At 71.8% G+C, this 26,701-nt stretch carries 23 protein-coding genes; 12 read left to right on the top strand and 11 right to left on the bottom strand.

Annotated elements, in window-relative coordinates:
* Positions 1–27: 27 nt before the first annotated feature.
* The 3 genes from nudC (at position 28) to ACFQRD_RS00845 (ending at position 3,896) form a co-directional block, all read left to right on the top strand.
* On the top strand, positions 28–945 hold the full coding sequence (gene nudC, locus ACFQRD_RS00855; RefSeq protein WP_377019080.1) for an NAD(+) diphosphatase: 918 nt from the start codon (positions 28–30) through the stop codon (positions 943–945).
* Between the two features lie 59 nt (positions 946–1,004).
* Positions 1,005–3,164 carry an ATP-dependent DNA helicase UvrD2 gene (locus tag ACFQRD_RS00850; protein WP_377803286.1) on the top strand — a complete coding sequence of 720 codons (2,160 nt, stop codon included), beginning with the start codon at positions 1,005–1,007 and terminating at the stop codon, positions 3,162–3,164.
* A gap of 426 nt (positions 3,165–3,590) precedes the next feature.
* A complete protein-coding gene (locus tag ACFQRD_RS00845) occupies positions 3,591–3,896 on the top strand; it encodes a WhiB family transcriptional regulator (protein WP_377019082.1) in 306 nt (101 codons plus the stop codon).
* Positions 3,897–3,994: 98 nt separating this feature from the next.
* Here ACFQRD_RS00845 and ACFQRD_RS00840 read toward each other — a convergent pair whose 3' ends face one another.
* Positions 3,995–4,153 carry a DUF5679 domain-containing protein gene (locus ACFQRD_RS00840; RefSeq protein ID WP_209901997.1) on the bottom strand — a complete coding sequence of 53 codons (159 nt, stop codon included), beginning with the start codon at positions 4,151–4,153 and terminating at the stop codon, positions 3,995–3,997.
* A gap of 591 nt (positions 4,154–4,744) precedes the next feature.
* On the opposite strand from ACFQRD_RS00840, the gene ACFQRD_RS00835 reads away from it, so the two are divergent.
* A complete protein-coding gene (locus ACFQRD_RS00835) occupies positions 4,745–5,341 on the top strand; it encodes a SprT-like domain-containing protein (RefSeq protein ID WP_377794354.1) in 597 nt (198 codons plus the stop codon).
* Here ACFQRD_RS00835 and ACFQRD_RS00830 read toward each other — a convergent pair.
* Both ACFQRD_RS00830 and ACFQRD_RS00825 read right to left on the bottom strand, forming a co-directional pair.
* Entirely contained in the window at positions 5,329–5,922 is a 594-nt protein-coding gene (locus ACFQRD_RS00830; RefSeq protein ID WP_377803285.1) for an NUDIX hydrolase, read from the bottom strand. The genes ACFQRD_RS00835 and ACFQRD_RS00830 overlap by 13 nt on opposite strands.
* On the bottom strand, positions 5,912–7,492 hold the full coding sequence (locus tag ACFQRD_RS00825; protein ID WP_377803284.1) for a zinc-dependent metalloprotease: 1,581 nt from the start codon (positions 7,490–7,492) through the stop codon (positions 5,912–5,914). Before ACFQRD_RS00825 ends, ACFQRD_RS00830 begins: the two co-directional genes overlap by 11 nt.
* Positions 7,493–7,606: 114 nt before the next feature.
* On the opposite strand from ACFQRD_RS00825, the gene ACFQRD_RS00820 reads away from it, so the two are divergent.
* From ACFQRD_RS00820 to ettA, 3 genes are all read left to right on the top strand, one after another.
* Positions 7,607–8,740 carry a PDZ domain-containing protein gene (locus ACFQRD_RS00820; RefSeq protein ID WP_377803283.1) on the top strand — a complete coding sequence of 378 codons (1,134 nt, stop codon included), beginning with the start codon at positions 7,607–7,609 and terminating at the stop codon, positions 8,738–8,740.
* A complete protein-coding gene (locus ACFQRD_RS00815) occupies positions 8,737–9,438 on the top strand; it encodes an HAD family hydrolase (protein WP_377803282.1) in 702 nt (233 codons plus the stop codon). Before ACFQRD_RS00820 ends, ACFQRD_RS00815 begins: the two co-directional genes overlap by 4 nt.
* A 161-nt stretch (positions 9,439–9,599) precedes the next feature.
* On the top strand, positions 9,600–11,282 hold the full coding sequence (gene ettA, locus ACFQRD_RS00810; RefSeq protein ID WP_377019089.1) for an energy-dependent translational throttle protein EttA: 1,683 nt from the start codon (positions 9,600–9,602) through the stop codon (positions 11,280–11,282).
* Between the two features lie 171 nt (positions 11,283–11,453).
* Here the strand turns inward: ettA and ACFQRD_RS00805 are convergent, their stop codons facing one another.
* Positions 11,454–13,013: a hypothetical protein gene (locus tag ACFQRD_RS00805; RefSeq protein ID WP_377803281.1), complete on the bottom strand. Its 1,560-nt coding sequence runs from the start codon at positions 13,011–13,013 to the stop codon at positions 11,454–11,456.
* 283 nt (positions 13,014–13,296) lie between these two features.
* Between ACFQRD_RS00805 and glgP the strand changes: the two genes are divergently transcribed.
* On the top strand, positions 13,297–15,888 hold the full coding sequence (gene glgP, locus ACFQRD_RS00800) for an alpha-glucan family phosphorylase (RefSeq protein WP_377803280.1): 2,592 nt from the start codon (positions 13,297–13,299) through the stop codon (positions 15,886–15,888).
* Between the two features lie 34 nt (positions 15,889–15,922).
* Here the strand turns inward: glgP and ACFQRD_RS00795 are convergent, their stop codons facing one another.
* Positions 15,923–16,876, bottom strand: coding sequence for an acyl-CoA thioesterase (locus ACFQRD_RS00795; RefSeq protein WP_377803279.1), 954 nt, complete (start codon positions 16,874–16,876; stop codon positions 15,923–15,925).
* Positions 16,877–16,944: 68 nt separating this feature from the next.
* On the opposite strand from ACFQRD_RS00795, the gene ACFQRD_RS00790 reads away from it, so the two are divergent.
* Entirely contained in the window at positions 16,945–17,475 is a 531-nt protein-coding gene (locus tag ACFQRD_RS00790; RefSeq protein WP_377794347.1) for an acyl-CoA thioesterase, read from the top strand.
* A 51-nt stretch (positions 17,476–17,526) separates the two neighbouring features.
* Here ACFQRD_RS00790 and ACFQRD_RS00785 read toward each other — a convergent pair whose 3' ends face one another.
* Genes ACFQRD_RS00785 through ACFQRD_RS00770 form a run of 4 tightly spaced genes read right to left on the bottom strand, consistent with a single transcriptional unit; the run spans position 17,527 to position 21,136 of the window.
* On the bottom strand, positions 17,527–18,003 hold the full coding sequence (locus ACFQRD_RS00785) for a globin (RefSeq protein ID WP_377794346.1): 477 nt from the start codon (positions 18,001–18,003) through the stop codon (positions 17,527–17,529).
* Positions 18,004–18,019: 16 nt separating this feature from the next.
* Positions 18,020–18,970, bottom strand: a complete 951-nt coding sequence (locus tag ACFQRD_RS00780) for a mechanosensitive ion channel family protein (protein WP_377019095.1) — start codon at positions 18,968–18,970, stop codon at positions 18,020–18,022.
* Positions 18,963–20,033 carry a FecCD family ABC transporter permease gene (locus ACFQRD_RS00775; protein WP_377803278.1) on the bottom strand — a complete coding sequence of 357 codons (1,071 nt, stop codon included), beginning with the start codon at positions 20,031–20,033 and terminating at the stop codon, positions 18,963–18,965. The genes ACFQRD_RS00780 and ACFQRD_RS00775 overlap by 8 nt, the downstream gene beginning before the upstream one ends.
* Positions 20,030–21,136 (bottom strand): FecCD family ABC transporter permease, encoded by a 1,107-nt coding sequence (locus ACFQRD_RS00770; RefSeq protein WP_377803277.1) that lies wholly within the window; start codon positions 21,134–21,136, stop codon positions 20,030–20,032. Before ACFQRD_RS00770 ends, ACFQRD_RS00775 begins: the two co-directional genes overlap by 4 nt.
* Before the next feature lie 105 nt (positions 21,137–21,241).
* Here ACFQRD_RS00770 and ACFQRD_RS00765 point away from each other — a divergent pair, with 105 nt between their 5' ends.
* Entirely contained in the window at positions 21,242–22,294 is a 1,053-nt protein-coding gene (locus tag ACFQRD_RS00765) for an iron-siderophore ABC transporter substrate-binding protein (protein WP_377803276.1), read from the top strand.
* Positions 22,295–22,317: 23 nt separating this feature from the next.
* Here ACFQRD_RS00765 and pepN read toward each other — a convergent pair whose 3' ends face one another.
* Positions 22,318–24,936 carry an aminopeptidase N gene (gene pepN / locus ACFQRD_RS00760; protein WP_377803275.1) on the bottom strand — a complete coding sequence of 873 codons (2,619 nt, stop codon included), beginning with the start codon at positions 24,934–24,936 and terminating at the stop codon, positions 22,318–22,320.
* Positions 24,937–25,000: 64 nt separating this feature from the next.
* Positions 25,001–25,672, bottom strand: coding sequence for a TetR/AcrR family transcriptional regulator (locus tag ACFQRD_RS00755; protein WP_377803274.1), 672 nt, complete (start codon positions 25,670–25,672; stop codon positions 25,001–25,003).
* 65 nt (positions 25,673–25,737) lie between these two features.
* Between ACFQRD_RS00755 and ACFQRD_RS00750 the strand changes: the two genes are divergently transcribed.
* Positions 25,738–26,112, top strand: a complete 375-nt coding sequence (locus ACFQRD_RS00750; protein WP_377803273.1) for a hypothetical protein — start codon at positions 25,738–25,740, stop codon at positions 26,110–26,112.
* Positions 26,113–26,150: 38 nt separating this feature from the next.
* Positions 26,151–26,666 carry a hypothetical protein gene (locus ACFQRD_RS00745; protein WP_377803272.1) on the top strand — a complete coding sequence of 172 codons (516 nt, stop codon included), beginning with the start codon at positions 26,151–26,153 and terminating at the stop codon, positions 26,664–26,666.
* Positions 26,667–26,701: the final 35 nt, after the last annotated feature.

Raw genomic sequence — 26,701 nt, 5'->3', positions numbered from 1 at the left:
CCCTGGACGCCGCGTAGGCTCGAGGGTATGGCGAAGCTCCGCGGCCCCTCTCTGCACACCCCCTTGACCCTGCTCGCGACGGACCGGGAGGCGGCCAGTCGGATCGACCCGGCGATGGTGGCTCCCGGCGAGGACGCCCGCTACCTCGTCACCCGCGGCGGCGCCGCGGCCGTGCACGAGCAGGAGGACGGCACCCTGGCCATCGCGCTGGAGACCGAGGACCCCCGCGGCGGTGCCCGCCAGCCGCTCGTGCTGCTGGGCCGTCGAGACGGCATGCGGGTCCTCGCCGTCGAGATCCCCGAGCCCAGCCCCGAGCTCGACGACCCCGGCCGTGATCTGCGTGACCTGCGGCGCGTCGCGGAGCAGCTCGAGGCGGAGGACGCCGGCCTCGCCCTGACCGCCGTCGCCATGGGCGCCTGGCACCGCTCCATGCGGCACTGCCCGCTGTGCGGCGAGCTGCTCGAGGCCGAGACCGGCGGCTGGGTGCTGCGCTGTCGCGAGGACGGCACCGAGCACTTCCCGCGCACCGACGCCGCGGTGATCATGGCCGTGCGGGACAGCGCCGACAGGCTGCTGCTGGCGCGCAACGTGAACTTCCGCGGCCGGTTCCACTCGGTGCTGGCCGGTTTCGTCGAACCGGGGGAGAGCCTCGAGGATGCGGTGGCGCGCGAGGTGGCCGAGGAGGTCGGCGTCAGGGTCGAGGAGGTCGAGTACGTCGGCAGCCAGCCGTGGCCGTTCCCGCGGTCGCTGATGCTGGGATTCCGGGCCTGGGTGCCCGGCTCGGTCGAGCTCACCCTGCAGGAGGACGAGATCGCCGAGGCCCGCTGGTTCACGCGTCAGGAGCTGGCCGCCGCGCTCGAGGCCGGCGAGGTCGAGCTTCCCGGTCAGGCCTCCCTGGGCCGAGCCCTGATCGACGACTGGTACGGGGCCCCGGCCGAGGTGTGAGGCACCACCGTCCACACCGGGCCGCGATCCGTCGGCTCCCGCTGGCAGGATGAGTGGTGATGACCCACCCACCCCAGTCCGCAGCGCACGAGACGCCCTCGGCTCCCGCCCCGCCGCCCGATGCCGAGAGCATCCTGGCGGCGCTGGACCCGGAGCAGCAGGAGGTCGCGCGCAGCTTCGGCACCCCGCTGTGCGTGCTTGCCGGTGCGGGCACCGGCAAGACCCGAGCGATCACGCACCGCATCGCCTACGGCGTCGCGACCGGTCAGCTCGATCCCCGCCACGTGCTGGCGGTGACGTTCACCGCGAAGGCCGCCGCCGAGATGCGCTCGAGGCTGCGAGATCTCGGGGTCCCGGCCGTCCAGGCCCGCACGTTCCACGCGGCCGCTCTGCGTCAGCTGCGCCACTTCTGGCCGCGCGTGGTCGGCGGAGGGATGCCGGAGATCATGCCCAACAAGTTCCCGGGGGTGGGCGAGGCCTGCCAGCGGCTGCACATGAGCGTGGACCGCGCCGCCCTGCGCGACATCGTCGCCGAGGTGGAATGGTCCCGGGTCTCGATGCTCACCCCCGAGTCCTATCCGGAGGCCGCCACCGCGGCCAAGCGCCCCGGGGTCTCCGGCTTCGACTCCCGCTCCATCGCGCGCATCCTCACCCAGTACGAGGAGGTCAAGAAGGAGCGCGGCGTCATCGATTTCGAGGACGTGCTGCTGCACATGGTCGGTTTCCTCACCGAGCGCGCCGACGTCGCCCGCGAGGTGCGCAGCCAGTACCGCCACTACGTGGTCGACGAGTACCAGGACGTCTCCGCTCTCCAGCACACCTTGCTGCGTCTCTGGCTGGGTTCGGGCGACGACGTCTGCGTGGTGGGCGACGCCGCCCAGACCATCTACACCTTCGCCGGGGCCCGCGCCTCGTACCTGCTCGACTTCCCCCGGGAGTTCAAGCGCGCCCGCACCATCCGGCTCGAGCGCAACTACCGCTCCACCCCGCAGATCGTGCGGATGGCCAACACCGTGCTGGACGGCGCCCGGGGCCGCACGCGGGACAGCCGCCTCACCCTGGTCTCCCAGCGGGAGGCGGGCCCGCCCCCGGTGGTGGAGTCCTTCGCCGATGATCCCGCCGAGGCCGACGGCGTCGCCGACCGCATCGCGGCCCTGGTCGCCGAGGGCCGCCCGGCGGCCGACGTCGCGATCCTGTTCCGCACCAACAGCCAGTCCGAGGCCTTCGAGCAGGCGCTGACCGCTCGCGGCATCGGCTATCTGGTGCGGGGCGGGGACCGGTTCTTCGAGCGCCAGGAGGTGCGGCGGGCCATGGTGGCCCTGCGCGCGGCCACCCGCGTCGAGCAGCTCGACCCCGCCCGCGCCGTGCGCGACGTCCTCTCCCAGCAGGGCTGGTCGCAGAAGGCCCCCGAGACCACGGGCGCTGTCCGGGACCGCTGGGACTCCCTGAACGCGCTCGTCTCCCTCGCCGACACCATCACCTCCCGTCCCGGGGCGACCATGGCCGATGTGGTCCGCGAGCTCGAGGAGCGCGCCGAGGCCCAGTCCGCCCCCGTCGTCGACGGCGTCACGCTCGCCTCCGTGCACGCCGCCAAAGGTCTGGAGTGGCCGGTGGTCCACGTGGTCGGCGCCAGCGACGGCCTGCTGCCGATCTCCATGGCCCGCACCGCCGCCGAGATCGAGGAGGAGCGGCGACTGTTCTACGTCGCCCTCACGCGGGCCCGGGACCTGCTCACCGTGAGCTGGTCCGCCGCACGCACCCCGGGGGCCCGCGGGTCCCGCAAGCCCTCCCGCTTCCTCGACGGGGTCCTCGAGCATCCCGACGCCCCGAGCACGGCTCCCGGCGCCGGTCCCCGGCGCACGGGACGGCGCGGCGCCACCGTCTACGCGGAGTGCCGTGTGTGCGGGCAGGGACTGGTCAGCCCCCGCGAGCAGCGGATCGGCCGCCACCAGGGCTGCCCGGCCACGGCCGCTCACACGCTGATCGAGACTCTGCGGGCTTGGCGGCGGGAGAGGACCCGCGGCAGCGGCGCCCCGGCGTACACCGTCCTCACCGATGCGGCCCTGGAGGCGATCGCCGAGCGGCGGCCGCGCACCCGGGCGGAGCTGCTGGAGGTGCCGGGCGTGGGCCCCGCCAAGGTCGAGGCCTTCGGCGGCGAGCTCCTCGAGCTGCTGGCCGCCGAGACGGGCGATGCCGAGAAGTCGCAAGAGACGTCGTGAGACGGACGGTCCCCGTCCGGCGGGAGGAGTCCTGGAGCGGGACGGGATCCTGAGCGGGGGAGGCCGCGAGAATCAGTCCGGCCGGCGCCTCGACCCGGGCCCGAGCGCGCGAAAGTGCAGGTCAAAAAATAGATGTGCGATCGCCGGGCCGTGTGTAGACTCATCATCGTCAATCGTCCGCATCGTGACCCGGGACACCGGGGAACGCGCAGCAGAAAGGGGGTGTGATCCGTGATCGATACCAGGAATCTCGCGGAGTACGGCGGCCACATCGGCGCGCCCACCCTTCTGCCACGCGAACGGGCCTTCGCCCCGACGGTGACCGCTTCCAGCTGACGAGACCACTTCTCGCTGCACGGTGCGGCACCGCCGCCGCACCTTCGCCCTCACGGGCTCGTCCCCGACGATCTTCGAAGCAGCGAGACGATGACTTCTCTTTTCACCACTTTCCCCAGCCCTGTCACCACGGCGGCGCACATGCTGCCGTGCCACGACGCCGACGCCGCTGACCTGTTCTTCTCGGAGCGGCCCGCCGACCTCGAGCGGGCCAAGGCCCTGTGTGCCGACTGCCCGCTGATCCAGGAGTGCCGTGAGGGCGCCCTGGAGCGCGCTGAGCCCTGGGGCGTGTGGGGCGGCGCCATCTTCGAGTCCGGCCGCATCATCGCGGTCAAGCGCGGCCGCGGGCGGCCCCGCAAGAACCGCGAGCCGGACCGGAGCGAGGACGCCGCCTGAACGGCGTCCTGACCGACGTTCCCGGACGCACGAGGGGCGAGGCACCGCTGCGGTGCCTCGCCCCTCGTCGTGCGCCGGGTCGAACCGGCCGGTCCGTATCAGGCCTTGCCGAGGATCCGGTTCAGCTTGGTGCCGCACTCGGGGCACACGGCCTTGGCCATACGACGACCGTTGGAGACGACGACGTCGCCCTCGGCCTCCCGCTTCTCGCGGCACTTCACGCAGTAGAACTCTCCGGCATAGGTCTCGTCGGCCATATCCGCTCCTCGTAAGAATCGTCGGTGGTGTTCGGTTCCCCGGACGCGCCGCGGATGCCGCGAGGCCGGGATCGATCCACTGTAACGGGGGCGAGGGGGCCGCACGAACCGAGCAGGGGGGGCGGCGCAGGCCCGGGACGGGTTCGTCACCGCTCCGGACGACGATCCGGAGGACCTCGCCGGCCGGGTCGGCCCGTCGCGCGCTTCGGGTTCAAGGGGCTCCGCGGAGCCGAGGAAGTGCGCGCGACGAGCCGACATCGTAAGGCCCGGACGCAGGTGAGGATGGCCTGGAGGGCCGTGGGGCCCCGGGGGCGCTCAGCACCACGCGCACCTTCCCCGTGTGCGTCCTGCTAGTTATCCCGGGGTCCCACGTGCAGGGAAACCTAGCCCCTGCGCACCGGGCGGGTCAAAGGAGTCCGGGGGACCGGCTGTGGACAACTCGCCAGGGCCTGTGGACATCCGTGCCGTGGCGGTGCGGCCAGTGTGGAGGACGGTCCGTCCACCGCGGTCACGACGCTGTGACGAGCACTTCCACGGCGCACAGGTGTGGACGAAGTTTCTTGGTCATCGGACGTGCCAGGCTTGGTGTCCATGAACGATCTGGTCCAGCACGAGCACGTCACCGGGCCGCGCGGGGAGCGGGTGCTGGTGCGGCGCTCGCAGCGCCGGCGCCGCACCGTCTCGATCACGCGCCGCGACGGGGACCTGGTGATCGCGATCCCGGCGTCGTTCAGCCGTCGTCAGGAGCGCGACTGGGTCCGCAAGATGGTCGACCAGCTGAGCCGCAAGGAGGCCCGCTCCGCCCCGGCGCGCCGCAGCGACGCGTCCCTGGCGGCGATGGCCGAGGAGCTCAGTGAGGCTTATCTCGACGGCCGTGCCCGGCCCCGTTCGGTGACCTGGTCCACACGTCAGAACCAGCGCTGGGGGTCATGCACCCCCGCTGATGCCACGATCCGCCTGTCGCACAACCTCGAGGGGATGCCGGATTTCGTGGTGCGCTCGGTGCTCATGCACGAGCTGGTCCACCTGCTGGTCCCGGGGCACGGCCCGGAGTTCCGTGCGCTGATGAACCGCTATCCGCAGGCGGAGAAGGCCCAGGGCTTCCTCGACGGCGTCTCCTGGGCCCAGAACCTGCCCGTCGGCGGCGACGTCGACGAGGCCCCGGGCCGCTCGGATCAGACGGCGTAGCGCGCCACGAACGGGGCCAGGCCATCGAGGGTGCCGGGCAGGTCGGTGACGGTGCCCTCGGGCAGGGCGGCGCTCGAGCGCTGCGACCCCTCGCCCACGAGCGGCCACGGGGCCCAGGTGACGTCGGGCGATTCCTCGCTCGCGGTCAGCGGCAGCTCGGATGCCGGGGCCGGGGCGCGCAGCAGGTACTGCACGTCCCAGTGCTCGCTGCAGGCGCCGAAGGCCGCATCGAGCCGGTGACGGTGCAGCACGGCCGGCCCCGCACCGACGCGCTCGAGAACGGTCAGGCCGATCTCCTCGGCGACCTCACGGCGGGCGGCCTGCTCGAAGCTCGACTCGCCCTGCTCGAGGTGGCCGCCCGGCTGGACCCAGAATCGTCCCTTGCGGTGCCACACCAGTGCGACGTGCTCGGCGGGGGCGTCGATCACCACGGCGCTCGCCGTGAGGTGGCGGGGTCCGCCGTCGCGGTACAGCGCCCGCGGCTCGGACCCCAGCAGTGCGAGGTAGTCCTCGGCGACCTCCGGACCGGAGACGGCCTCGCGGGCGAGACCGAGCTCGGTGCGAGCGCTCTCAGCGGGCATCGGGCCGGCCCGGGTCCGTCCCGCTGTCGCCGGACTCGCCGTCGCCGCCGCTGCCGTCGTCCTCCCGGTCGACCTCCCCGGCGTCGTCCTGCGGGGCAGTGCCGTCGGTGCCCGCCGCCTCACCGCTGCCGCGGACGTCCGAGAGCAGGCGCTCCAGCTCCGCGTCGAAGTCGGCGGGGATGTCCACGTCGGCCAGGGCCTCGGCCTCGTCCTCCGCGGCCGGCTGCGGCGCCTGCGGACGCCCGGAGAGCACCTCGGCGGTCGGCAGCAGGTCGGGGTGCTCCCACTTGCTCTCGCGGGCCTGCTCGCCCTCGGTCGCCAGCACGCTGTCCCACCAGGCGAGCGCCTCGCGCACGCGGCGGGGACGCAGCTCGATGCCGATGGTGCGCGAGAGCATCTGCTCGGCCGGAGCGCCCGCGGCCCGGCGCCGGCGCAGCACCTCGCGCATGGCCTCGAGCTCGGGCAGCTTGCCCTCGAGGGCGCGCGTGGTGACGTGGTCGACCCAGGCCTCGATCAGGGCGAGGGTGGTGGCGAGCTCCTCCAGGGCCCGCTCCTGCGAGGCCCGGCGGGTGAAGACGAACATCTCCTCGGGGCGGCGGGCCTGCAGCGCCTCCGGGTCCGAGAGATCCAGTCCGCGCACCATCTCGTCGAGGGCGTCGAGATCCAGGGTGATCCCGCGCGCGTAGTCGTCGATCGCCGAGAACAGTGCCTTGCCCAGCCAGGGCGCCGCGTCGAACAGTGCGGTGTGGGCCAGCTCGCGGGCGGCCAGGAAGATCCGAGCGGCCCCTGCGTCCAGGCCGTGCGCGGTGATGAGGTCCTCGACGTTGTTGGCGACCAGGGCCGGTTCGCCCTCGCGGCCGAGCGGCAGCGAGAGGTCCGTGGTGCCGGAGACCTCCCGGGCCAGGGACCCGATGGCGTGACCGAACTGCACCCCGAACATGGTTCCGCCGATCCGCTCCATCATCGCGGCCGGGTCACCCGGCATCGGCATCCCGGCCTCGCCCAGCCCGCCGAGCTCCCCGTCCTGGCCCATCCGGGAGGCGATCGCCTCGCCGATGGCGCCGGCCATGTACTTCGCGACGGGCTCGACGATGGTCTTCCAGTGCGGCAGGGTGCGGTGCAGCCAGGTGCCGCGGCTGAACACGCCGAGCTCATGGGCGGGCACGTCGATCGCGATCACCGGATCCAGCCAGAGCCGCGCTACCTGCGCCGCCTGGCGCAGGTCCTCGATTTGCGACTCGCTGGGGTTCGGGTCGCCGGGCGTGCCGGCGGGCTCCGGCGTGCCGGGGATGCCGGCCATGCCCGCGGCGGTGCGGCGCGCGATGTCCTCGGCCATGTCCCAGTTCACGGGATTGTCTCCCTGGGCGGCGAACAGGTGCTGCATCTGGGCGGCCGCCGCCCGCAGCTGGGCCGGATCCTGCGGCAGCTGCGCCTGCTCGGCCAGCGCCGAGAGGTCCAGTCCGTCCAGGGCACCCTCGGGCAGGGCGTCCCCGAACGTCTCCTTCAAGAAGCGCTTCAGCGCCTCCTCGTCCATGTCCCCGGGTCCTCCCGGGCTCGGCTCGTCGCTCATGGCCACCTCCAGCAGTCCGTGAAGGTTCAGCGTATCGACCGCGGCTGGGTGAGTGGGGAACCGGGGCGAGCGGGAAGCGCGGGAGGGACGAGGAGCGTGGGGCACAATGTCCGGGTGACTGACGACCAGCCCCGGCCTGCCCGCCTCCAGCGGGTCCGCTCGGCGATCTCGCGCTCGGTCGACGACGCCCAGCTGGCCCGCCCGCGGCTCGCCCTGGTCTCGATGGCGCTGCTGTGCCTGATGATCCTGGGCGGTTCCCTGATGCCGGTGCCCTACGTGATCGAACGACCCGGCCCGGCGATCGACGTGCTCGGCGAGTACGAGGACGAGCAGGTCCTCAAGATCACGGGCACCCAGACCCACCCGACGGACGGATCGCTGATGATGACCACCGTCTCCGTCGACGGCGGTCCCGGCTACCGGGTCACTCCCGTCGAGGTGGTCGCCTCCTGGTTCGACCGCACCCGGTCCGTGATGCCGCGGGAACTCCTCTTCCCCGAGGGCCAGACCCGTGAAGAGACGACCCTGACCAACACCGTCTCGATGAGCACGTCGCAGCAGGGCGCCGTCGCCGTCGCCCTCGACGAGGTCGGGGTCGACTACGAGCCCGTGGTGATGATCGCCGGCGTCGAGGAGGGCACCCCGGCCGACGGGGTCCTCGAGCCCGGGGACGTCGTCGTCTCCATCGGCGGCGCGAGCGCCGAGGACGTCGCCGGCTACCAGGAGCTGGCCGCCGCCATGCCCGAGGGCGAGCCCGTGGCGGTGACCGTGCGGCGCGACGGGGAGGAGACCAACCTCGAGGTCCCCACCGAGATGGTCGAGGGAGAGCCCCGCATGGGCGTCGTCCTCGCCAAGGGCTACGACTTCCCGATGGACGTCGAGATCGGCGTCGGGGAGATCGGCGGCCCCAGCGCCGGCATGATGTTCTCGCTGTCCGTCTACGACGAGCTCACCCCGGGCGCCCTCACCGGCGGCCACGAGATCGCGGGGACCGGCACCATCTCGGCCGACGGCGCCGTCGGCCCCATCGGCGGGATCCGCCAGAAGATGGTCGGCGCCCACGATTCCGACGCCGAGTACTTCCTCGCCCCCGCGGAGAACTGCGATCAGGTGGTGGGCTATGAGCCCGACGGGCTCGAGGTCGTCGCCGTGTCCACCTTCGACGAGGCGCTGGAGGCGACCGAGACGATCGCCGAGACCGGCACCACCGACGGCCTGCCCACCTGTGAGGACCACGAGGACCGATGAGCAAGCGAAACCGACGCCGCACACCGCCGAAACCGACCGTCGTCTTCGACTTCGGAGGAGTTCTCAGTGCCGGGCACGACCCGGTCCCGGACGTCCACGACCTCCTCGGCGGCGACATCGAGGCCGTGCGCCGGGAGCTGTGGGAACGACGCCCCGCCTACGACCGCGGCGCGAGCACGCCGTCGCAGTACTGGAGCGCCGTGGCGGCCGCGGCCGGCATCGATCAGCTCAGCGATGACGAGGTCGCCGAGCTCCAGGACGCCGACGACCGCTACTTCCTGCAGCTGGACCCCGACTCACGGGCGCTGATCCACGACCTCGCCCGCAACCGGGTGCGCCTGGCGCTGCTGTCCAACGCCTCCCAGGCCTTCGGCGAGGCGGTGCGGCGCACCGACTGGTTCGAGGCCTTCACGCTCGCCGTGATCTCCGGCGAGGAGCGGGCCGTCAAGCCCGACCGGGAGATCTACGAGGTGCTGCTGGACGTGCTCGCCCACGAGACCGGGGGAGTGTCGATCCCCTCGGCCGTCATCTTCTTCGACGACCGCGCCGAGAACGTCGAGGCGGCCCGGGCGCTGGGCATCGATGCGCACCTGTGGCCCCGCAACGGCGAGCAGCCGCCCGCCGGGTCGGAGCCGCCCGAGCACGGGGCGACCATGGCCCGTCGCGTGCTCACCGAGCGCGGCGTCCCGCTGGACTGAGCCCCACGGAGACCGGTGGCACGGCTCACCGTCACCGGGGAGAGCTCGACCCGATGCGGGTAGAGTCGGACACCGCGACACGTCCCGTGCGGCGCCGAGCTGCGGCGCGCCGGCCGATCCCCGAATTCCTCCGCACAGAACCCTCCGAACAGGACAACGAGTTGGCAGAGTTCATCTACACCATGTACAAGGCCCGCAAGGCCGTGGGCGACAAGGTCATCCTCGATGACGTCACCATGAGCTTCTACCCGGGCGCGAAGATCGGCATGGTCGGCCCCAACGGCGCCGGCAAGTCGACGATCCTGAAGATCATGGCCGGGCTCGATCAGCCCAGCAACGGCGAGGCCCGCCTCTCGCCCGGATACAGCGTCGGCATCCTGCTGCAGGAGCCCCCGCTGGACGAGTCCAAGACCGTCCTGGAGAACGTCCAGGAGGGGCTGGGCGACCTGTTCCGCAAGGTCCAGCGCTTCAACGCCATCGGCGAGGAGATGGCCGAGCCCGACGCCGACTTCGATGCGCTGATGGCCGAGATGGGCACGCTGCAGACCGACATCGACGCCGCGAACGGCTGGGACCTGGATTCCCAGCTCGAGCAGGCCATGGATGCGCTGCGCTGCCCGCCCGGCGACGAGCCCGTCACCCACCTCTCCGGCGGCGAGAAGCGCCGCGTGGCGCTGTGCAAGCTGCTGCTGGAGAAGCCGGATCTGCTGCTGCTGGACGAGCCCACCAACCACCTCGACGCCGAGAGCGTGCTGTGGCTGGAGCAGCACCTCCAGCAGTACGAGGGCGCCGTCATCGCCGTCACCCACGACCGGTACTTCCTGGACCACGTCGCCCAGTGGATCGCCGAGGTCGACCGCGGCCACCTCTACCCCTACGAGGGCAACTACTCCACCTACCTGGAGAAGAAGGAGGAGCGGCTCGCCGTCCAGGGCCGGAAGGACGCCAAGCTGGCCAAGCGACTCAAGGACGAACTCGAGTGGGTCCGCTCCAGCGCGAAGGGGCGTCAGGCGAAGTCCAAGTCCCGTCTGGCCCGCTACGAGGAGATGGCCGCGGAGGCCGAGCGCACCCGCAAGCTCGACTTCGAGGAGATCACCATCCCGCCGGGGCCGCGCCTGGGCAACCAGGTCATCGACGGCACGGACCTGAAGAAGGGCTTCGGCGAGCGCGTGCTCATCGACGGGCTCTCCTTCTCCCTGCCGCCCAACGGCATCGTCGGCGTCATCGGTCCCAACGGCGTCGGCAAGACCACGCTGTTCAAGACCATCGTGGGCCTGGAGCCGCTGGACGGCGGTGAGCTGAAGATCGGCAAGTCCGTCCAGATCAGCTACGTCGATCAGAACCGCGAGAACATCGATCCGGAGAAGAACCTCTGGGAGGTCGTCTCCGACGGGCTGGACTTCATCCAGGTCGGCAAGGTCGAGATCCCCTCTCGCGCCTACGTCAGCCAGTTCGGCTTCAAGGGCCCGGATCAGCAGAAGAAGGCGGGGGTGCTCTCCGGCGGTGAGCGCAACCGCCTGAACCTGGCGCTGACCCTCAAGCAGGGCGGCAACGTGCTGCTGCTCGATGAGCCCACCAACGACCTCGACGTCCAGACGCTGGGCTCGCTGGAGAACGCCCTGCTGGAGTTCCCCGGCTGCGCCGTGGTCGTCTCCCACGACCGCTGGTTCCTCGACCGCGTGGCCACCCACATCCTGGCCTACGAAGGGACCGAGGAGAACCCCGCGAACTGGTACTGGTTCGAGGGCAACTTCGAGGCCTACCAGGAGAACAAGATCCAGCGACTCGGGGAGGACGCCGCCCGCCCGCACCGGGTGACCTACCGTCGCCTGACGCGCGACTGACTCCGCGGCACCCGCGAGGGACTGCGGTCCACGAGGCCGAGACCACGGCGCCCGGCGGTGCGTCCCTGCGGGGACCGCACCGCCGGGCGCCGTCGTCCGTCGGCCGGTGCATCGGGTCCACGGCCCGTCCACCGGCCGCCGGCCCACTCATCGCCGCACGAGGAGCGGCCGTCAGCCGCCGAGCGGCGCCGGATCCGCGGTCAGCTCCGGATCCAGGTTCGCCACGACCCGTTCGGACGGCGTGCCGGACCTGTTCCGCGGTGCCATCTCGCGGGTGACGACCAGACTCTCGGCAGTCTCCGCGAGGGTGGCGCGCACCAGCCCGTCGCGGCCGAGCTCGAGCACACCGAGATCCGTCGGCACCCCGTCCTGCTCGCCCCACAGCTGGAGGACCTCGCCCTCATAGCCCGAGACGCCCTCGGCCCGCAGCGCGATGGCGTCCGCGGTGATCACGGCCTGCCAGCTGCCGTTGTCGCTGAGGCCGGGAACGAGCACGGCCTCGGGCTCGACGCTGAGCTCGGTCCAGGTCGAGGTGAACTCGTGCGCGGCGGCGAGCTCCCGTCGCGCGTCGAGAAGGAACCACGCCAGCAGCAGAGCGCCGATCAGCGCGAGCGCCGCGATCGCACGCGAGAACCAGGGGACGCCGCGCGGGGCGGGCCGGTCACCGTGCTCCGGCCGAGGGCGCTTGCCCGAGGCTCCTCGGGCCGCCGGTGAGCTGCTGTCACGGAAGCTGAAGGCGGGCGCCGGCGTCGGCCGGGCATCGTCGCCCGGGGGCGCGGCGTCCGTGGTGGGCGTCTGCGGCGAGGCGGACGAGGCCGCGGAGATGGTGTGGAGGGAGCCGGGCATCGCCGGCGGGCCGACGACGCGGCGCTGCGAGTCGGTGCCGAGCACCGGCGTGGCGTAGTCACCGCGATACGCAGTCTCCGGCTGCGGCTGCGGCTGCGGCTCCGTCTCCGTCTCCGGCTCCGGCTGCGGCCCCGGCCCGAACCCCTCCAGCACCGGCGGTCGCAGATCACGGGAGGGCACGATCGCGGTCAGCAGGGTCAACTGAGCCGCGGCCTCGATGGCACGGCGGCGCACGGCGGAGATCGCGGGGGAGCTGCTGAGCTCCTGCAGCCGCCGGCGCTCACTCTCATCGGCCAGCGCCAGCGCGTCCAGCGCGGAGAGGGTCTGCGCTTCGGCGTGGACCGGTCCGCCGAGCGGAACCAGCTGATCCAGCACTCCGGCGAGCACCTCGGCCGCCTCCGAGCGCCGGCTCCCGGTGTGGTCGAAGCGCCCCTGGGCAGCGGATTCGACGAGAGCACGGTGGCTCGCCGGCAATCTCAACAGGACACGCAGGACCTCGTTCTCCCGGCGATCGCGGGTGCGCTCGTCGGCGGGGTCCGACGCCACCAGGGAGCGGACGTCGCCGCTGGGGCGAGTGGCCACGCATGCGCGCCGGGCACGGTCCAGCACGGCGACCTCGCCGGGCAGGCCGCTCGCAGCGAGCTCGCCGGCGTCGGCCAGGCAGGACCGCAGCACCGAGACGGTCAGCTTCTCGGCCCGGGCCGAGGAGCCGGTCACGTGCACCGCCAGTCCATGGATGCGGGGGCCCAGCACGTCCACCAGGGAGGCGGCGGCGCCCTGCTCGCCGCGCGCGGCAGCACGCAGGAGTGTGCGCACCGGGTCGTGTCGTTCCCGGAGGTCCACGGTGTCCTCCGGGATCTCCCCGGTCCGGGTGTCGCTCCCCATCGGTCCCCTCCACGTGTTCGGCTGAGAGACGGCCTCGCCCCGCGATGCCGATCCATTCTCGCAGGCGGAGCCCGCCGGCGGCTCGTCGCTGGCCCCGGGGGCCGCCCCGGCACGGGCAGAGGACTCGTGCGAGGCGCGCAGTCGCGGATCCGATCGCTGCGGTCGTACCACCGGCTCTGCGAGTATCACTGCAGGCCGCAGCGCTGGAATGCCGTCGGGCGGGGACGACGGGGGCCGCACGAGGGGTGCAAGCGAGCGCTCGGATCTCCGGTACCGTGCAGGCATGAAGCCGATCTCCACGATCACGGTGTCCTCTCAGCTCCCGGCCGCTCTCGAGCCTCTGCGCGAACTCGCCTTCAACCTCCGCTGGACCTGGCGCCGCCAGTGTCTGGACCTGTTCCGCTCGCTGGACCCCGAGGCGTTCGCCGCCAGCGGGGAGAATCCCATCGGGATGCTCTCCCGGGTCCCCGCCGGCCGCCTGGCCGAAGCCGCCCGTGACGAGTCCTTCCTCGCGAAGATGCGCTCCGAGGTCGGCGACCTGCGCACCTACCTCGACTCCGGTCGCTGGTTCCAGCGCACCGTGCCCGGATCGGGCTCCGGGTCCGCGCCGGGTTCCGCCGCCGGGACCCCGGCCGTCGCCTACTTCTCCATGGAGTTCGGCATAACCCCGACGCTCCCGATCTACTCGGGAGGCCTCGGCATCCTGGCCGGGGACCACCTGAAGTCCGCGTCGGACCTGGGGGTGCCGGTGGTCGCCGTCGGCCTGCTCTACCAGTGGGGCTACTTCTCGCAGTCGCTGGACCGCAGCGGCTGGCAGCAGGAGAACTACCGCCTCAACGATCCCGATCAGCTCCCCGTCCAGCCCGTCCGCGGCGCCGACGGGCAGCAGCTGCGCGTCGCGGTGACCCTGCCCGGGGACCGCGAGGTCGCCATCGCCCTGTGGCAGGCATCGGTGGGCCGCGCCCCGCTGCTGCTGCTGGACACCAACGTCGAGGTCAACGACGACGAGGCCCGCCAGATCACCGACCGGCTCTACGGCGGCGATCACGAGCACCGGATCGTCCAGGAGATCGTGCTCGGCATCGGAGGGGTGCGCGCCGTGGACGCCTACGTCGCGGCCACCGGGTTCCCCGCCCCGAGCGTGTTCCACCTCAACGAGGGCCACGCCGGCTTCTCCGGCCTCGAGCGCGTCGGCCGGCTCATGCAGTCCGGCGCCGGTTTCGCCGAGGCGGTCAGCGAGGTGCGTGCCGGCACGGTGTTCACCACGCACACCCCGGTGCCGGCCGGCATCGACCGGTTCGAGGCGGGCCAGCTGCGCCATTACCTCGGCGCCGACGAGAACGGCATCTCCCATCTCATCCCCTCGCTCCCGGTCGAGGCCGCTCTGGCGCTCGGCATCGAGGAGGGCGGAGACATCTTCAACATGGCCCAGCTGGGCTTCCGCACCTCTCAGCGTGCCAACGGGGTGGCCGAGCTCCACGGGGCCGTCTCCCGCGCGATGTTCCAGGACCTCTACCCGGGCTTCGACGTCCCCGAGATCCCCATCGGCTCGGTCACCAACGGCGTCCACCGGCGCACCTGGACCTCGGCCCCCATGGACGACCTGTTCAAGAAGGCCCTCGGCGACGTGGACGTCTCCTCCCTCAGCGACTGGAGCGCCCTGGCGACGCTGACCGATCACGAGCTCACCGAGGCCCGCGACACCCTGCGCGCGGACCTGGTCGACATGGCCCGCACCCACGTCAAGGACTCCTGGCTGAGCCGAGGGGCCGACGAGGCCGAACTGGCCTGGACCGATCACATCCTCGACCCCGGCGCGCTGACCATCGGCTTCGCCCGACGGGTCTCGACCTACAAGCGCCTGACGCTGATGCTCTCGGACCCCGAGCGGCTGCGGCGCATCCTGCTGAACCCCGAGCGCCCGGTCCAGATCATCATCGCCGGCAAGTCCCACCCGGCCGATCGGCCGGGCAAGGAGTTCCTCCAGCAGCTGGTCCGGTTCGCCGACGACCACGGGGTCCGTCACCGCATCGTCTTCCTGCCCGACTACGACATCCGGATGGCCTCCGTGCTGATCGCCGGCTCGGACGTGTGGCTGAACAATCCCATCCGACCCGAGGAGGCCTCCGGGACCTCGGGGATGAAGGCCGTGCTCAACGGCGGGCTCACCTTCTCGATCTCCGACGGCTGGTGGGACGAGATGAAGGACGACGAGGCCGGATGGACCATCCCCACCGCGCACGTCCCCGAGCAGTCGGAGCGTGATCGGCTCGAGGCCGAGGCGCTGTACGAGATCCTCGAGAGCCGGATCGTGCCGCTGTTCTACGAGCGCGACGCCCGGGGCATGCAGCACGGCTGGCTGACGAAGATCCGCTCCTCGCTGGTCACGATCGCCCCGCAGATCACCGCTGCCCGGATGGTCCGCGACTACGTCACCGACCTCTATCTCCCGGCTGCTCGCGCGGCCTCGGCCTTCGTCGCGGATCCGACCCTGGCCGGCTCGTTCACCTCGTGGAAGGCCGACGTCCAGGAGGCCTGGCCGAAGGTCTCCGTGACCGACGTGGCGCTCGAGGGCGCGCGCGAGGACGAGGGCGGTGTGGTCGCCACCGGCGGCGAGGTCACGCTGCTGGCCGACATCGAACTCGGCGGCCTGCGGGACGAGGATGTGGTGGTCGAGGCGGTGCTGGGGTCGATCGGTCCGGACGGCGAGATCGCCGAGCCCCAGCTGATCCCGCTGCAGCGCGCCGACGATCGTCGCTGGGCCGCCCGGTTCGCGCTCACCGTCCCGGGTGACGTGGGGTACACCGTGCGGGTCACCCCGCAGCATCCGGTGCTGTCCTCACGCGCGGAGCTGGGACTGGTCGCCACCGCCTGAGGAAGCTTCCACCGTCCCGGCAGCGGGAGTGGAGTCAGTCGCCGGTCTTGACGCGGATCATGCCTTCCTGGGTCACCGTCGCGACGAGATCGCCGGCCCGGTCGAACACCTGGCCATGGGTGAGGCCGCGCCCGCCGGAGGCCGAGGGCGAGCGCTGGACGTAGAGCAGCCACTCGTTGGCGTCGACGTGGCGGTGCCACCAGATGGCGTGGTTGATCGTCGCCATCCGCAGGCCCCGGGTGATCCAGCTCAGTCCCTGCCGGCGCAGGATCGGCTCGAACGGCGTGTAGTCGCTGGCGAAGGCGAGGATCGCATCGTGCAGCAGCGGCGCGGCCTCGATCGGGGCGATCGTGCGCATCCACACCATCTGCGCGTCGGAGCCGGCCGCATTGGTGTCCGGCCGGAAGTAGATCGGGTCCGTCACGTGCCGGATGTCGATCGGGCGCTGGGTGGACCAGTACTGGGCGACGGGATGATCGATCCCGGACAGCACCTCCGCCGTGGTGGGGAGGCCCTCCGGATCGGGAGCCTGCGGGGCCCGCTCCTGGTGCTCGAGTCCCTCCTGCTGCTCCTGGAACGAGGCGGTCATCGCCAGGATCGTGCGCTCGCCCTCCTCGGCGGTGCGGCCCGGCTGCGTGGCCAGGACGCGACGCACCGAGAACGAGCCGCCGTCGCGCAGGGCGTCGACCTGGAAGCGGATCGGATGGTCCGGATCCCCGGGGGCGAGGAAATAGGAGTACATCGAGTGGATGCGGCGGCCCGCGGGGGCGGTACGGCCCACGGCGGTGACCGCCTGCCCCATCACCTGGCCGCCGAAGACGTGACCGCCGGGCTGCGGCGACGAGTCGCCCTCGTAGGCGGCGACGGTGGCGGGGGAGGCGAAGGCGGGATCCAGATCGATCGCGCGCAGATCGAGCAGGTCGATCAGGCCCGACGCGACGGCCGCTGGATCGTGCCGGGGATTCTCGGGTGCGGACGGCGTGGTCATGTCCTCGATCGTACTGGGCTGCGGTGTGCGGGAGCGTCACCGGAGGCGCTGGTCATACGATGGTGACCATGGCTTCTTCTCCGTCTCCGTCCTCGTCGTCGGCTCCCTCCTCTGCGTCCTCGCCGATCGACATCCCCGTCGCCGTCCGCTGGACGGACCTGGACGCCTACGGGCACGTGAACAACGCCGCGATGGTGCGGCTGCTCGAGGAAGCGCGCATCGCCGCCTTCTGGAAGGCGCCCGACGACCAGATCGCCCTCGGGGCACCGGCGCCGGTGGCCGCGCTTCCGGGCGGGGGAACCGATTCCGCGGTCGGCACCGTGATCGCCTCCCAGCGCATCGAGTACGTGCGCTCGATGGGGCACCGGCGCGACGGCGCGGTGGTGCGGCTGTGGCTCTCCCGCATCGGCGGGGCGAGCCTGTCCGTGGACTACCTGGTGCTCACCCGCGAGGATCCCGAGGGTCAGGCGCCCTATGCGCGCGCCCGCACCGTGGTGGTCATGGTCGACGCCGACAGCGGCGCCCCGGTGCGACTGGACGACGACTCCCGTCGGCGCCTGCAGGAGTTCGCCGCTCAGCCCCTGGTCTTCCGCGACTGACGCGCCGGCCGCTCCGCCGGACTCGATCCGTGCAGCCCGGCGGTGTGCGCCTCAGGTCAGGCGCGTGGGCACGGACTGCCCCGACATGGGTGCCTCGCCGCCGTCGTCGGTGTTGACCATGAAGTGCGCCGCCCGCTCGAGGTACTCCCACAGCGTCTCCTCGTGCTGCGGGGCCAGCTCGAGAGACACCACCGCCTCGCGCATGTGCCTCAGCCAGGCGTCCCGGGCGGCCGGGGAGACGGGGAACGGTCCGTGACGGATGCGCAGACGGGGATGGCCGCGCTGCTCGCCGTACGTCTTGGGCCCGCCCCAGTACTGCTCGAGGAAGGTCCGCAGCCGCTCCTTCGCCCCGGTGAGGTCCTCCTCGGGGTACATCGGCCGCAGCAGCGGATCCTCGGCCACTCCCGCGTAGAACCGGTCCACCAGGGCGACGAACGTGTCGTGACCGCCGACGGCCTCGTAGAAGCTGACCGGCTCGGGCGGTGTGCTCGCACTGGGCGGTGTGCTCTCGCTGGGCTCGCTGGTCATGTGGGGGTGCTCGCGATCAGGGCTTGAGGGTCTCGCCGAAGCGGGGCATGGCGAAGTCGATGCCGGCCTCGGCGAAGGCGACGCGGATCCGCCCGCGCAGCTCGCGCTCGAGCGTCCACTGCTCGCCGGGGGCGGCCTGGATGATGATGCGGCGCTGGTAGCGGTTGCCGTCGACGTCGAGCATGCCGCTGATGTCCGCCGGGCTCTGGATGATCTCCACCCAGTCGGGGTCCGTCGCCAGCTCGCCGGTGACCTTCTCGAGCACTTCGGTGACGCGGTCGTCGTCCGCGCCGGCGTCGATGTCCAGGGTCACCACGGCGTTGGAGTAGCCGCGGGACATGTTGCCGATGCGGATGATCTCGCCGTTGCGGACGGTCCACAGCACGCCGTCGATCGCGCGCACCTGCGTGACCCGCAGGTTGATGGACTCGACGGTGCCGCTGGCGTACTCGATGTCCACGAAGTCACCCACGGCGACGATGTCCTCGAAGAGCATCACGATGCCGGCGACGATGTCGCGGATGATGGTCTGGGCGCCGATGCCGGCGGCGAGGCCGATCACGCCGAGGGAGGCGATCACCGGGGCGATGTCCACGCCGATCTCGGAGAGGATCATCACCAGCGCTACGGCCCAGATGACCATGTGGGCCACGTTGCGGGCCACGTTCGAGAGGGTCTCGGCGCGCTGCTCGCGGCGGGCCTGGGCGGCCTTCAGCGAGCGCGGGTCGCGCTTGACGACCGCGCCGGCCACGTTCGTCAGCTTCGAGGATGACTCGACCATGGTGCGGAAGAAGCGCCGCAGCAGCCACGTCACCACGAGGCTGACCAGCGCGGCCGCCACGAGGATCAGCACGATCCGGACGCCGCTGGTCAGCACCCACTGGATCAGGGAATCGGCGATGGACACGGCCTCGTCGGCGCCGGGAGCAGCCAGCAGCCGACCGGGATCGAGGGGTTCGTCAGGCATGCCCCTGACGATAACGCCCGGGGGTGGATCGTGTCTGCAGGGCGGGAGCCAGCAGAAGCCCCACGAGGTAGATCCCACCCAGGACGATGGTGACCACGCCGACGGGAAGCGCGGTCGGCAGCACGTGCTGCGCCACCAGGTCCGCGCCTCCGAGCAGCACGGCGCCCATCGCGGCGCTCGCAGCCAGCGGGATCCCGGTCCCGCGCACCAGGCGCTTGGCGAGCTGGGGCGCGGACAGGGCGACGAAGGCGATCGGGCCCGACAGAGCGGTCACCGCCGCGACCAGGATCACGGCGAGCAGCAGGATCCGGCGGCGGCTCCGCTCCACGCCGACGCCGTGGACCGTGGCCACGTCGTCCCCGAGCTCGAGCTGGGCCATGAGCGGCACGCAGACGATCAGCGCCGGCACCGCCAGCACGAGCAGCCCCAGCACGGGAAGCAGTGCGGGCCAGTCGATCAGCGACAGCGATCCCGCGCCCCACATGCTCGCGGCCATCGCCACCTCGTCCTGCGCCTGCAGCAGCATCCACACGTTCACCGCGTGCAGCATGGCCGAGATCCCGATGCCGACGACGATCAGGCGGAACCCCTGGAGGCCGTCGCGCCGCGCCAGCAGGTAGACCACCACCGCGGTGCCCAGGCCGCCGGCCAGGGCTCCGACGATGGTCGCAGCGCCGCCCAGCGCACCCGAGGCGGCGCCGCCGGCCGCGAGCGTCAGCACCAGCACGCCCGTGTAGGCACCGGTGGAGAATCCGAGCACGTCGGGCGAGCCGAGCGGATTGCGGGTCAGGGTCTGGAAGATCGCCCCGGACAGCGCCAGCGCCGCCCCGAAGACGATCGCCGCCAGCGACCGCGGCAGCCGCCACTGCAGCACGATCGTGGAGGCGAAGTCCCCGCGGCCGGTCAGCGCCTCGAACAGCTGGCCGGCATCCAGCGGATAGTCGCCGCGGGAGAGGGAGACCAGGGTGATGGCCAGGGCGAGCGCGGTCAGCACGGCGCACACGGCCACATGGCGCCTGCGGCGCGGGGCCCCGGTGCGTGCGGAGGCGTCGGGGGCGCTCATATGCTGCTCGCCCGTCGGCCCCGGGCCAGCACGATCAGCACCGGCGCGCCGATCAGCGCGGTGACGATGCCGACGGGCACCTCGCCGGGCCACAGCACCACGCGTGCGAGCACGTCGGCCAGCACCATGATCGCGGCGCTCAGCAGCGCCGCCAGCGGCAGCAGCCGGGTCTGGTCGGGGCCGACGGTCCAGCGCGCCACGTGGGGAGCCATCAGACCCAGGAAGACGATCGGGCCGGCCAGAGCGGTGGCCGAGCCCGCCAGCAGGGTGATGGCGAGGACCATGAGCATCCGGGTGCGCTGGACGTGCGCGCCGAGAGAGGCCGCCATGTCCTCTCCCAGGGAGAGCACGTTCATCGCACCCGCGAGCGCGAGGGCGAGCACGACGCCGGCCGCGGCGACCGGCAGGGAGGGAGCGGCCGTGTCCCAGCCGCGCTGGGAGAGATCGCCGCTCTCCCAGATCAGCAGGATGGAGTACTCGCGCGGCGCGGAGAGGCGGAAGGCCGAGGTCAGCCCGGCCAGCACCGCACCGAGCGCGACCCCGGCCAGGGTCAGCCGCTCCGGGGTGATGACGCCGGCGCCCAGGGTGCCGATGGTGAACACGGCCAGGGTCGCGACGAAGGCCCCCACCAGGCACGCCGCCACGAACGCCGCGGGGGAGGAGGCGCCCACCAGCACGATGGCGAGCACGACGGCGAAGGCCGCCCCGGCGTTGACGCCGAGGATCCCCGGCTCGGCGAGCGGGTTGCGGGTCAGCACCTGCATGAGCGCCCCGGCCAGGCCCAGCGCGGCGCCGGCGGCCAGGGCGATCACCGTGCGCGGCACCCGGAGCGAGGCCACGGCCGAGTAGTCCTGCACGACGATCCCGAGCGCGTCGGCACGTTGCTGGACCGATTCCTCGGAGCCGACGTGGGTGGCCGCATCGACCAGGATCCGCCCGACGGTCGCGGGCGGGACCAGGCGCGACCCGATATACAGGCTCGCGGCGCACAGCAGTGCCAGGGCGACCAGGGCCAGGACGAGTGCGACGGCTGCCCGCGGGCGCGATGGAACGGTCCCGGGGCGCGGGCGCCGCGGGAGGGCGGGGGAGGAGGGTCCGCTCACAGTCTGCTTCCGGAGACGTCGGGGGCTTGTCGGCTCATGCTGAGGTAAGGGTAGCCTTAGCGACGGTTCGTGCCGGACCACCTTCACACCCACGGAGCAGCCACCATGATCCCTCAGCTCTCTCAGACCCCTCTGTCCCGCCAGATCTCACAGCGACCGCGGCTCTCTCGCCGGGGCCTGCTGGCCGTTCTCGCGGGAGGCACGGGGCTCGCACTGGCCGCCTGCAGCGACTCGGGCGGGGGCGAGGGGTCCGGCTCCGGTGCGTCCGACGGCGGCGGAGGCGCTTCCCCCACCGAGATCGCCACCAAGTTCGGCCCCGTCACCGTCGAGGCCCCGCCCCAGCGCGTCGTCGCCCTGGGCTGGGGTGATGCCGAGACCGCGCTCGCCCTGGGCGTCCAGCCCGTCGGCGCCTCCGACTGGCTGGCCTTCGGCGGGGAGGGCGTCGGCCCCTGGGCCGAGGGGATGTACGACCAGGCGCCGACGCTCATCGAGACCCTGGAGCCGTCATTCGAGGCGATCGCGGCGCTGGAACCCGATCTCATCCTGGACGTGAAGAGCTCCGGGGACCAGGAGCGCTACGACCGGCTGAGCCAGATCACCACCACCGTCGGCGTGCCCGACGGGGGCGACAACTACCTCACCACCACCGAGCAGCAGCTGCAGATGATCGCCCAGGCGCTGGGCCTGTCCGACGAGGGCGAGCGGCTCCAGAGCGAGCTCGACGCCCAGTTCGAGCAGGCCGCCGCCGACCACCCCGAGTGGGAGGGGCGCAGCGTCTCGGCGGCGACCCGCACCTCCGAGGGCTGGGGCGCCTACATCGACGGCACCGAGCGGGTGGAGTTCCTCGAGAATCTCGGCTTCGTGCTGGCCACGTCCGTGGCCGAGCTGGAGGCGGGCGCCTCCGGCTTCTCGGCCGACATCTCCTCCGAGCAGCTCGATCTGCTCGATGCGGACCTGGTCGTCGCCTTCCCGATCTACATCGAGACCACGGAGATCTCCGAGGACCCGCAGTGGCAGCAGATCCCGGCGGTCGCCGACGGACGCGCCCTGGTCATCGACGGCGACCTGGCCTCGGCCTACTCGCTGGGCTCGGTGCTGTCGATGCAGTACGCCCTCGAGGAGATGGTTCCCCAGATCGAGGAGGCGCTCGGCGCCTGAGCCGAGCGCCTCCTCGGCCGCCCTCACTCGATGTCGGCGGCGCGCACCCGCTCCTGCCGGGCCACGGTGTCCCGTCCCTCGATGATGATGCGACGCAGTCCGAAGGCGGCCTCCTCGGCGTCGGCGAGCCACGCGTCGGCGTCATCCAGCACGCTCTGGCCGCCGTAGGAGGACGGGAAGTAGCCCCGCACGATGCGGTTGGCGATCTCCGTCGAGCGACGTTCCCACACCTTCTCGATCATCGAGAAGTAGCGGTCCCGGTACGGCGCGATCAGCGATTCGTCGCTCACGCGGGAGAAGCCCTGGATCACCGCGGTGATCGACTCATTGGCCAGGGTGTCCTGCTCGGCGGTGAGACGCCATGCCTCCGCCTTGGCCTCCGCGGTCGGCAGCGCGGCCTTCGCGGTCAGGGCGCTCTTGCGGCCGGACTGCGTGTCGTCCGAGGCGAGCTCGCGGTCGATCCCGGCCTCGTCGATGCCGCCGAGGACGGCCAGGGCGATCACCAGCTTCCAGCGCAGGTCGGTGTCGATCGTGCGGCCGGGCAGCTCCACGCTGCCCTCCAGCAGGGACTCGAGGATCGTGCGGTGCTCCTCGGTCCGGGCCAGTCGCGCGAACGACTCCACGAACTGCAGCTGGGCGTCGCTGCCGGCCTCGGCGGCCCGGGCCAGCTCCCACAGGGCGCTGGCCGCGGCGGCGGTCCGCTCCGCGCGTCGGGCCGGGGCGGCGTAGGGCCCGGCCACGGCCTCGAGCTGCTGCAGCAGGGTCCGCACCACCGACGAGGATGCCTCACCGGTGATGTTGGCCAGCACCAGCTGCTGATAGCGGCCGCTGGGCAGCTCGCCGTCACGCACCATGTCCCACGCGGCCGACCACAGCAGCGTGCGGGCCAGCGAGTCGTCGAGCGTGCGGAGGTTGTCCATCGCGACCGCGAGCGAGGCGTCGTCGAGGCGGACCTTGGCATAGGCGAGGTCGCCGTCGTTGAGCAGCCACAGATCGGCGCGTCTGCCCGTCAGCTCCGGCACCTCGGTCAGCTCACCGTCCACGTCCAGCTCCACCTCGTCGGTGCGCACGAGCGCGCCGTCCTGGAGCGAGAAGCCCGCCACGCGCAGACGGTGGGGGCGCACGGTGCGGTGCTCCTCCGGAGCGCTCTGGGCGATGGCGAAGCGTGTCACCACGCCGCTGTCGTCCCGCTCTGAGCTGCCCGCGTCCCGCTCTGAGCTGCCCGCGTCCCGCTCTGAGCTGCCCGCGTCCCGCTCGATAAGTGGCCGCAGCGTGTTCACGCCGGCGGTCTGCAGCCACAGCTGCGCCCAGGAGCTCAGGTCACGGCCGCTGGTGGCCTCGAGCTCGACCAGGAGGTCCGTCAGCTCCGTATTGGCCCAGGCGTGCTTGGCGAAGTAGGCGCGCACTCCGGCGAAGAAGGCGTCACGGCCGACGTAGGCGACCAGCTGGCGCAGCACCGAGGCGCCCTTGGCATAGGTGATGCCGTCGAAGTTGGTCTCCACGGCGTCGAAGTCGACCATGTCGGCGACGATCGGGTGGGTCGAGGGCAGCTGGTCCTGCTGGTAGGCCCAGGCCTTCTCGGAGACGGCGAAGGTGGTCCAGGCGTCGGCCCAGCGGGTGACCTCGGCGCTGGCCAGCGTGGAGGCGTACTCGGCGAAGGACTCGTTCAGCCACAGGTCGTCCCACCAGCGCATCGTCACCAGGTCGCCGAACCACATGTGGGCGAGCTCGTGGAGGATGGTGAGGTCGCGCCGCTCGCGGATCGCGTCGGAGACCTCGGAGCGGAACACGTAGGTCTCGACGTAGGTGATGGCCCCGGGGTTCTCCATCGCACCCATGTTGTACTCCGGCACGAAGACCTGGTCGTACTTGGGGAACGGGAAGTCCTGATCGAAGGCCTCCTCGTAGAAGTCGATGCCCGCCTTGGTCACGTCGATGACGTTCTGGGCGTCCAGGTGCTCGGCCAGCGAGGCGCGGGCGAACACGCCCATCGGCACGATGCGGCCGTCGCGCGAGGTGATCTCGCCGGTGCCGCCCTGGTAATTGCCGGCGATGAGCGCGACCAGGTAGGTGGAGATCCGCTCGGTGGGCTCGAAGCTCCACGTGGCGGCCCCGTCGCGGCCCTCGAGCGGGGCCGGCTGCGGGGTGGGTGCGTTGGAGATGACCCGCCAGTGATCCGGAGCGGTCACGGTCAGACGGAAGGTGGCCTTGAGATCCGGCTGCTCGAAGCAGGCGAACATGCGGCGAGCGTCGGAGACCTCGAACTGGGTGTACAGGTAGACCTCGTCGTCGACCGGGTCCACGAAGCGGTGCAGGCCCTCGCCGGTGTTCATGTAGTTCCCGTCGGCGAGGATGCGCACGACGTTCTCGCCCTCGGCCAGGGCGGGCAGGCGGACGCGGGCACCGTCGAAGCGGGAGCCGGGATCCTCGAGCAGCTCGCCGTTGAGCTCGATCTCGTGGACCTCCTTCGCGATCAGATCGACGAAGGTCTCGCGGGCCTCGGCGGAGGAGAAGCGGATGGTGGTCTCGGTGCGGAAGGTCTCCGGGCCGGTGGTCAGATCCAGGCGGATCTCGTAGGAATCGGTGCTGAGGAACGAGGCGCGGCCGCGGGCCTCGTCGCGCGTGAGGTTCTCGGTTGACATGCTCTCCATCCTGCCACCGGCGCGCGCACCGCTTGGGGGAACGAGGTCTCGAGAGCATCTCGGCTCACGATCCCGACGGGACCTCGTCTCCTGGATACTGGCCGACCGGGCCGGTGAGATCGAGGGCGTCCACCAGCCGACGAGCCGTGGACCCGGGCTCTTGGATCGATTCGCCGGCATAGGTGGCCAGGAACGCCTCGTGCAGCGCGGCACCCGTGAGAAGGAGTGCGACGGCGTCCGTGTCGAGCCGAGGCAGGCGCTCCAGCTCCACCTCCTTCTCCAGGTAGCGCGCGAGGAGGGCCGACGGGCCGTGCGGGCCGACTCCGCGATCCGCCATGGCCTCGCGGTGCGCGACGAGCAGCTCCGTGCTGGAGAAGATGGACGCCGCGATCGGAAAGCTCTGCTCGTAGAAGGCGATCTGGTTCGCGACGAGCTGTGCGAGGTTCCCGGCGACGGTGCCGGTCCCCGGGAGATCGCCGCCACCGTCGATCCGCGGTGAGCGCTCGGTCAGCACGCCCAGGAAGATCTCACGCTTGTCGGGGAAGTGCTTGTACAGCAGCGCCTCCGAGCACCCGGCCTCTTGGGCGATCAGCCTGGTGGTCGCGCGCACCAGCCCGTCGCGCCGCATGATCGTCGCCGCGGCATCCAGGATGCGTTCTCGTGCAGAGGATGCCTGTTCGACGGGCGTGGACGCGGACGGCGAGGGTGAATCGGGTGTTGACGCTGCGGCGGGCATACCGTCATTGTAGGGGTGAGTGAGTGCTTACCCACCCCGGATATCGCCTCGAACCCTGGAGAGTCATGCCGCCCCTGGAGATCGCGCGTCTCGCGCTTCTCGTCATCCATTTCGTCGGCCTGGCCGCCGTGATCGGCCCGTTCCTTCTGCAGGTGCGGAGAACGCAGCCGCTCCGCCTGCGCGCCATGCTCACCGGTGCGGTCGTGCAGGTCCTCACCGGCAATGCCCTCATCGCCGCCAATCGCCTGCAAGGAATGGAGGTCGACGAGCTCAAGATGATCGTCAAGCTCTCCGTCGCCGTGGCCCTGCTCGTGGCGCTCATCGTCGCGGCCGTCATCCGGCGGCGCCGTGGTGACCGGGCGACGGCCGTGCGTCCGTTGTTCCGGCTCGCAGGCGGGCTCGCCCTGGCCGACGTCGTCGTCGCGGTGGTGTGGACATGACGCGCCGCGCCGTGGTCTGGGTACTCCTCGCCGGTGCTGTGCTGGTCGTCGAGCTCGGTGCGACGATCGGCACTGTGACCGGACGTCCCTTCGCGCCGGTGGATGGATGGGGCCCGACGCGTCCGGCCGATGTCCTCGCCTTCGCACTGGTGATTCTGGGATCGCTCGTCCTTGCCGCATACCCGCGTTTCCCGCTGGCGGTGTCGACGATCGCGACGGCTTCCTACATCGTCTTCGCGCTGCGCGACCATGAACTGGGTATGTTCCTGCCGCCGATGGTCGTCGCCCTCACCCTGGCGGCGCGGCCCGCCCGTCGGCTCCGCCTCGCAGCGATCGCCTGCGCCGGGGCGAGCCTCGCGGCGGGCCTGGTCTGGGTCAGTCATCGTGCCGAACCGATCGAGGAGCCGGGAGTGGCGCTGCTCGTCCGGGTCGCATTCGGCGTCGTGCTCGCCGTGTTCTTCCTGGCCCCACTGCTCCTCGGGGAGATCGTGCGCCTGCGGTCCGCGGCACGATGCCTGGCGCGTACCGGCCCACGTTCGGCACCGGCACACTAAATCACGGGCCCGTCGTGCCGAATCGCGGGTAAGGT

The sequence above is a fragment of the Brachybacterium sp. GCM10030268 genome (assembly GCF_042666305.1).
Classification (GTDB): domain Bacteria; phylum Actinomycetota; class Actinomycetes; order Actinomycetales; family Dermabacteraceae; genus Brachybacterium.
This window is presented reverse-complemented; position numbering and strand designations above follow the sequence as displayed.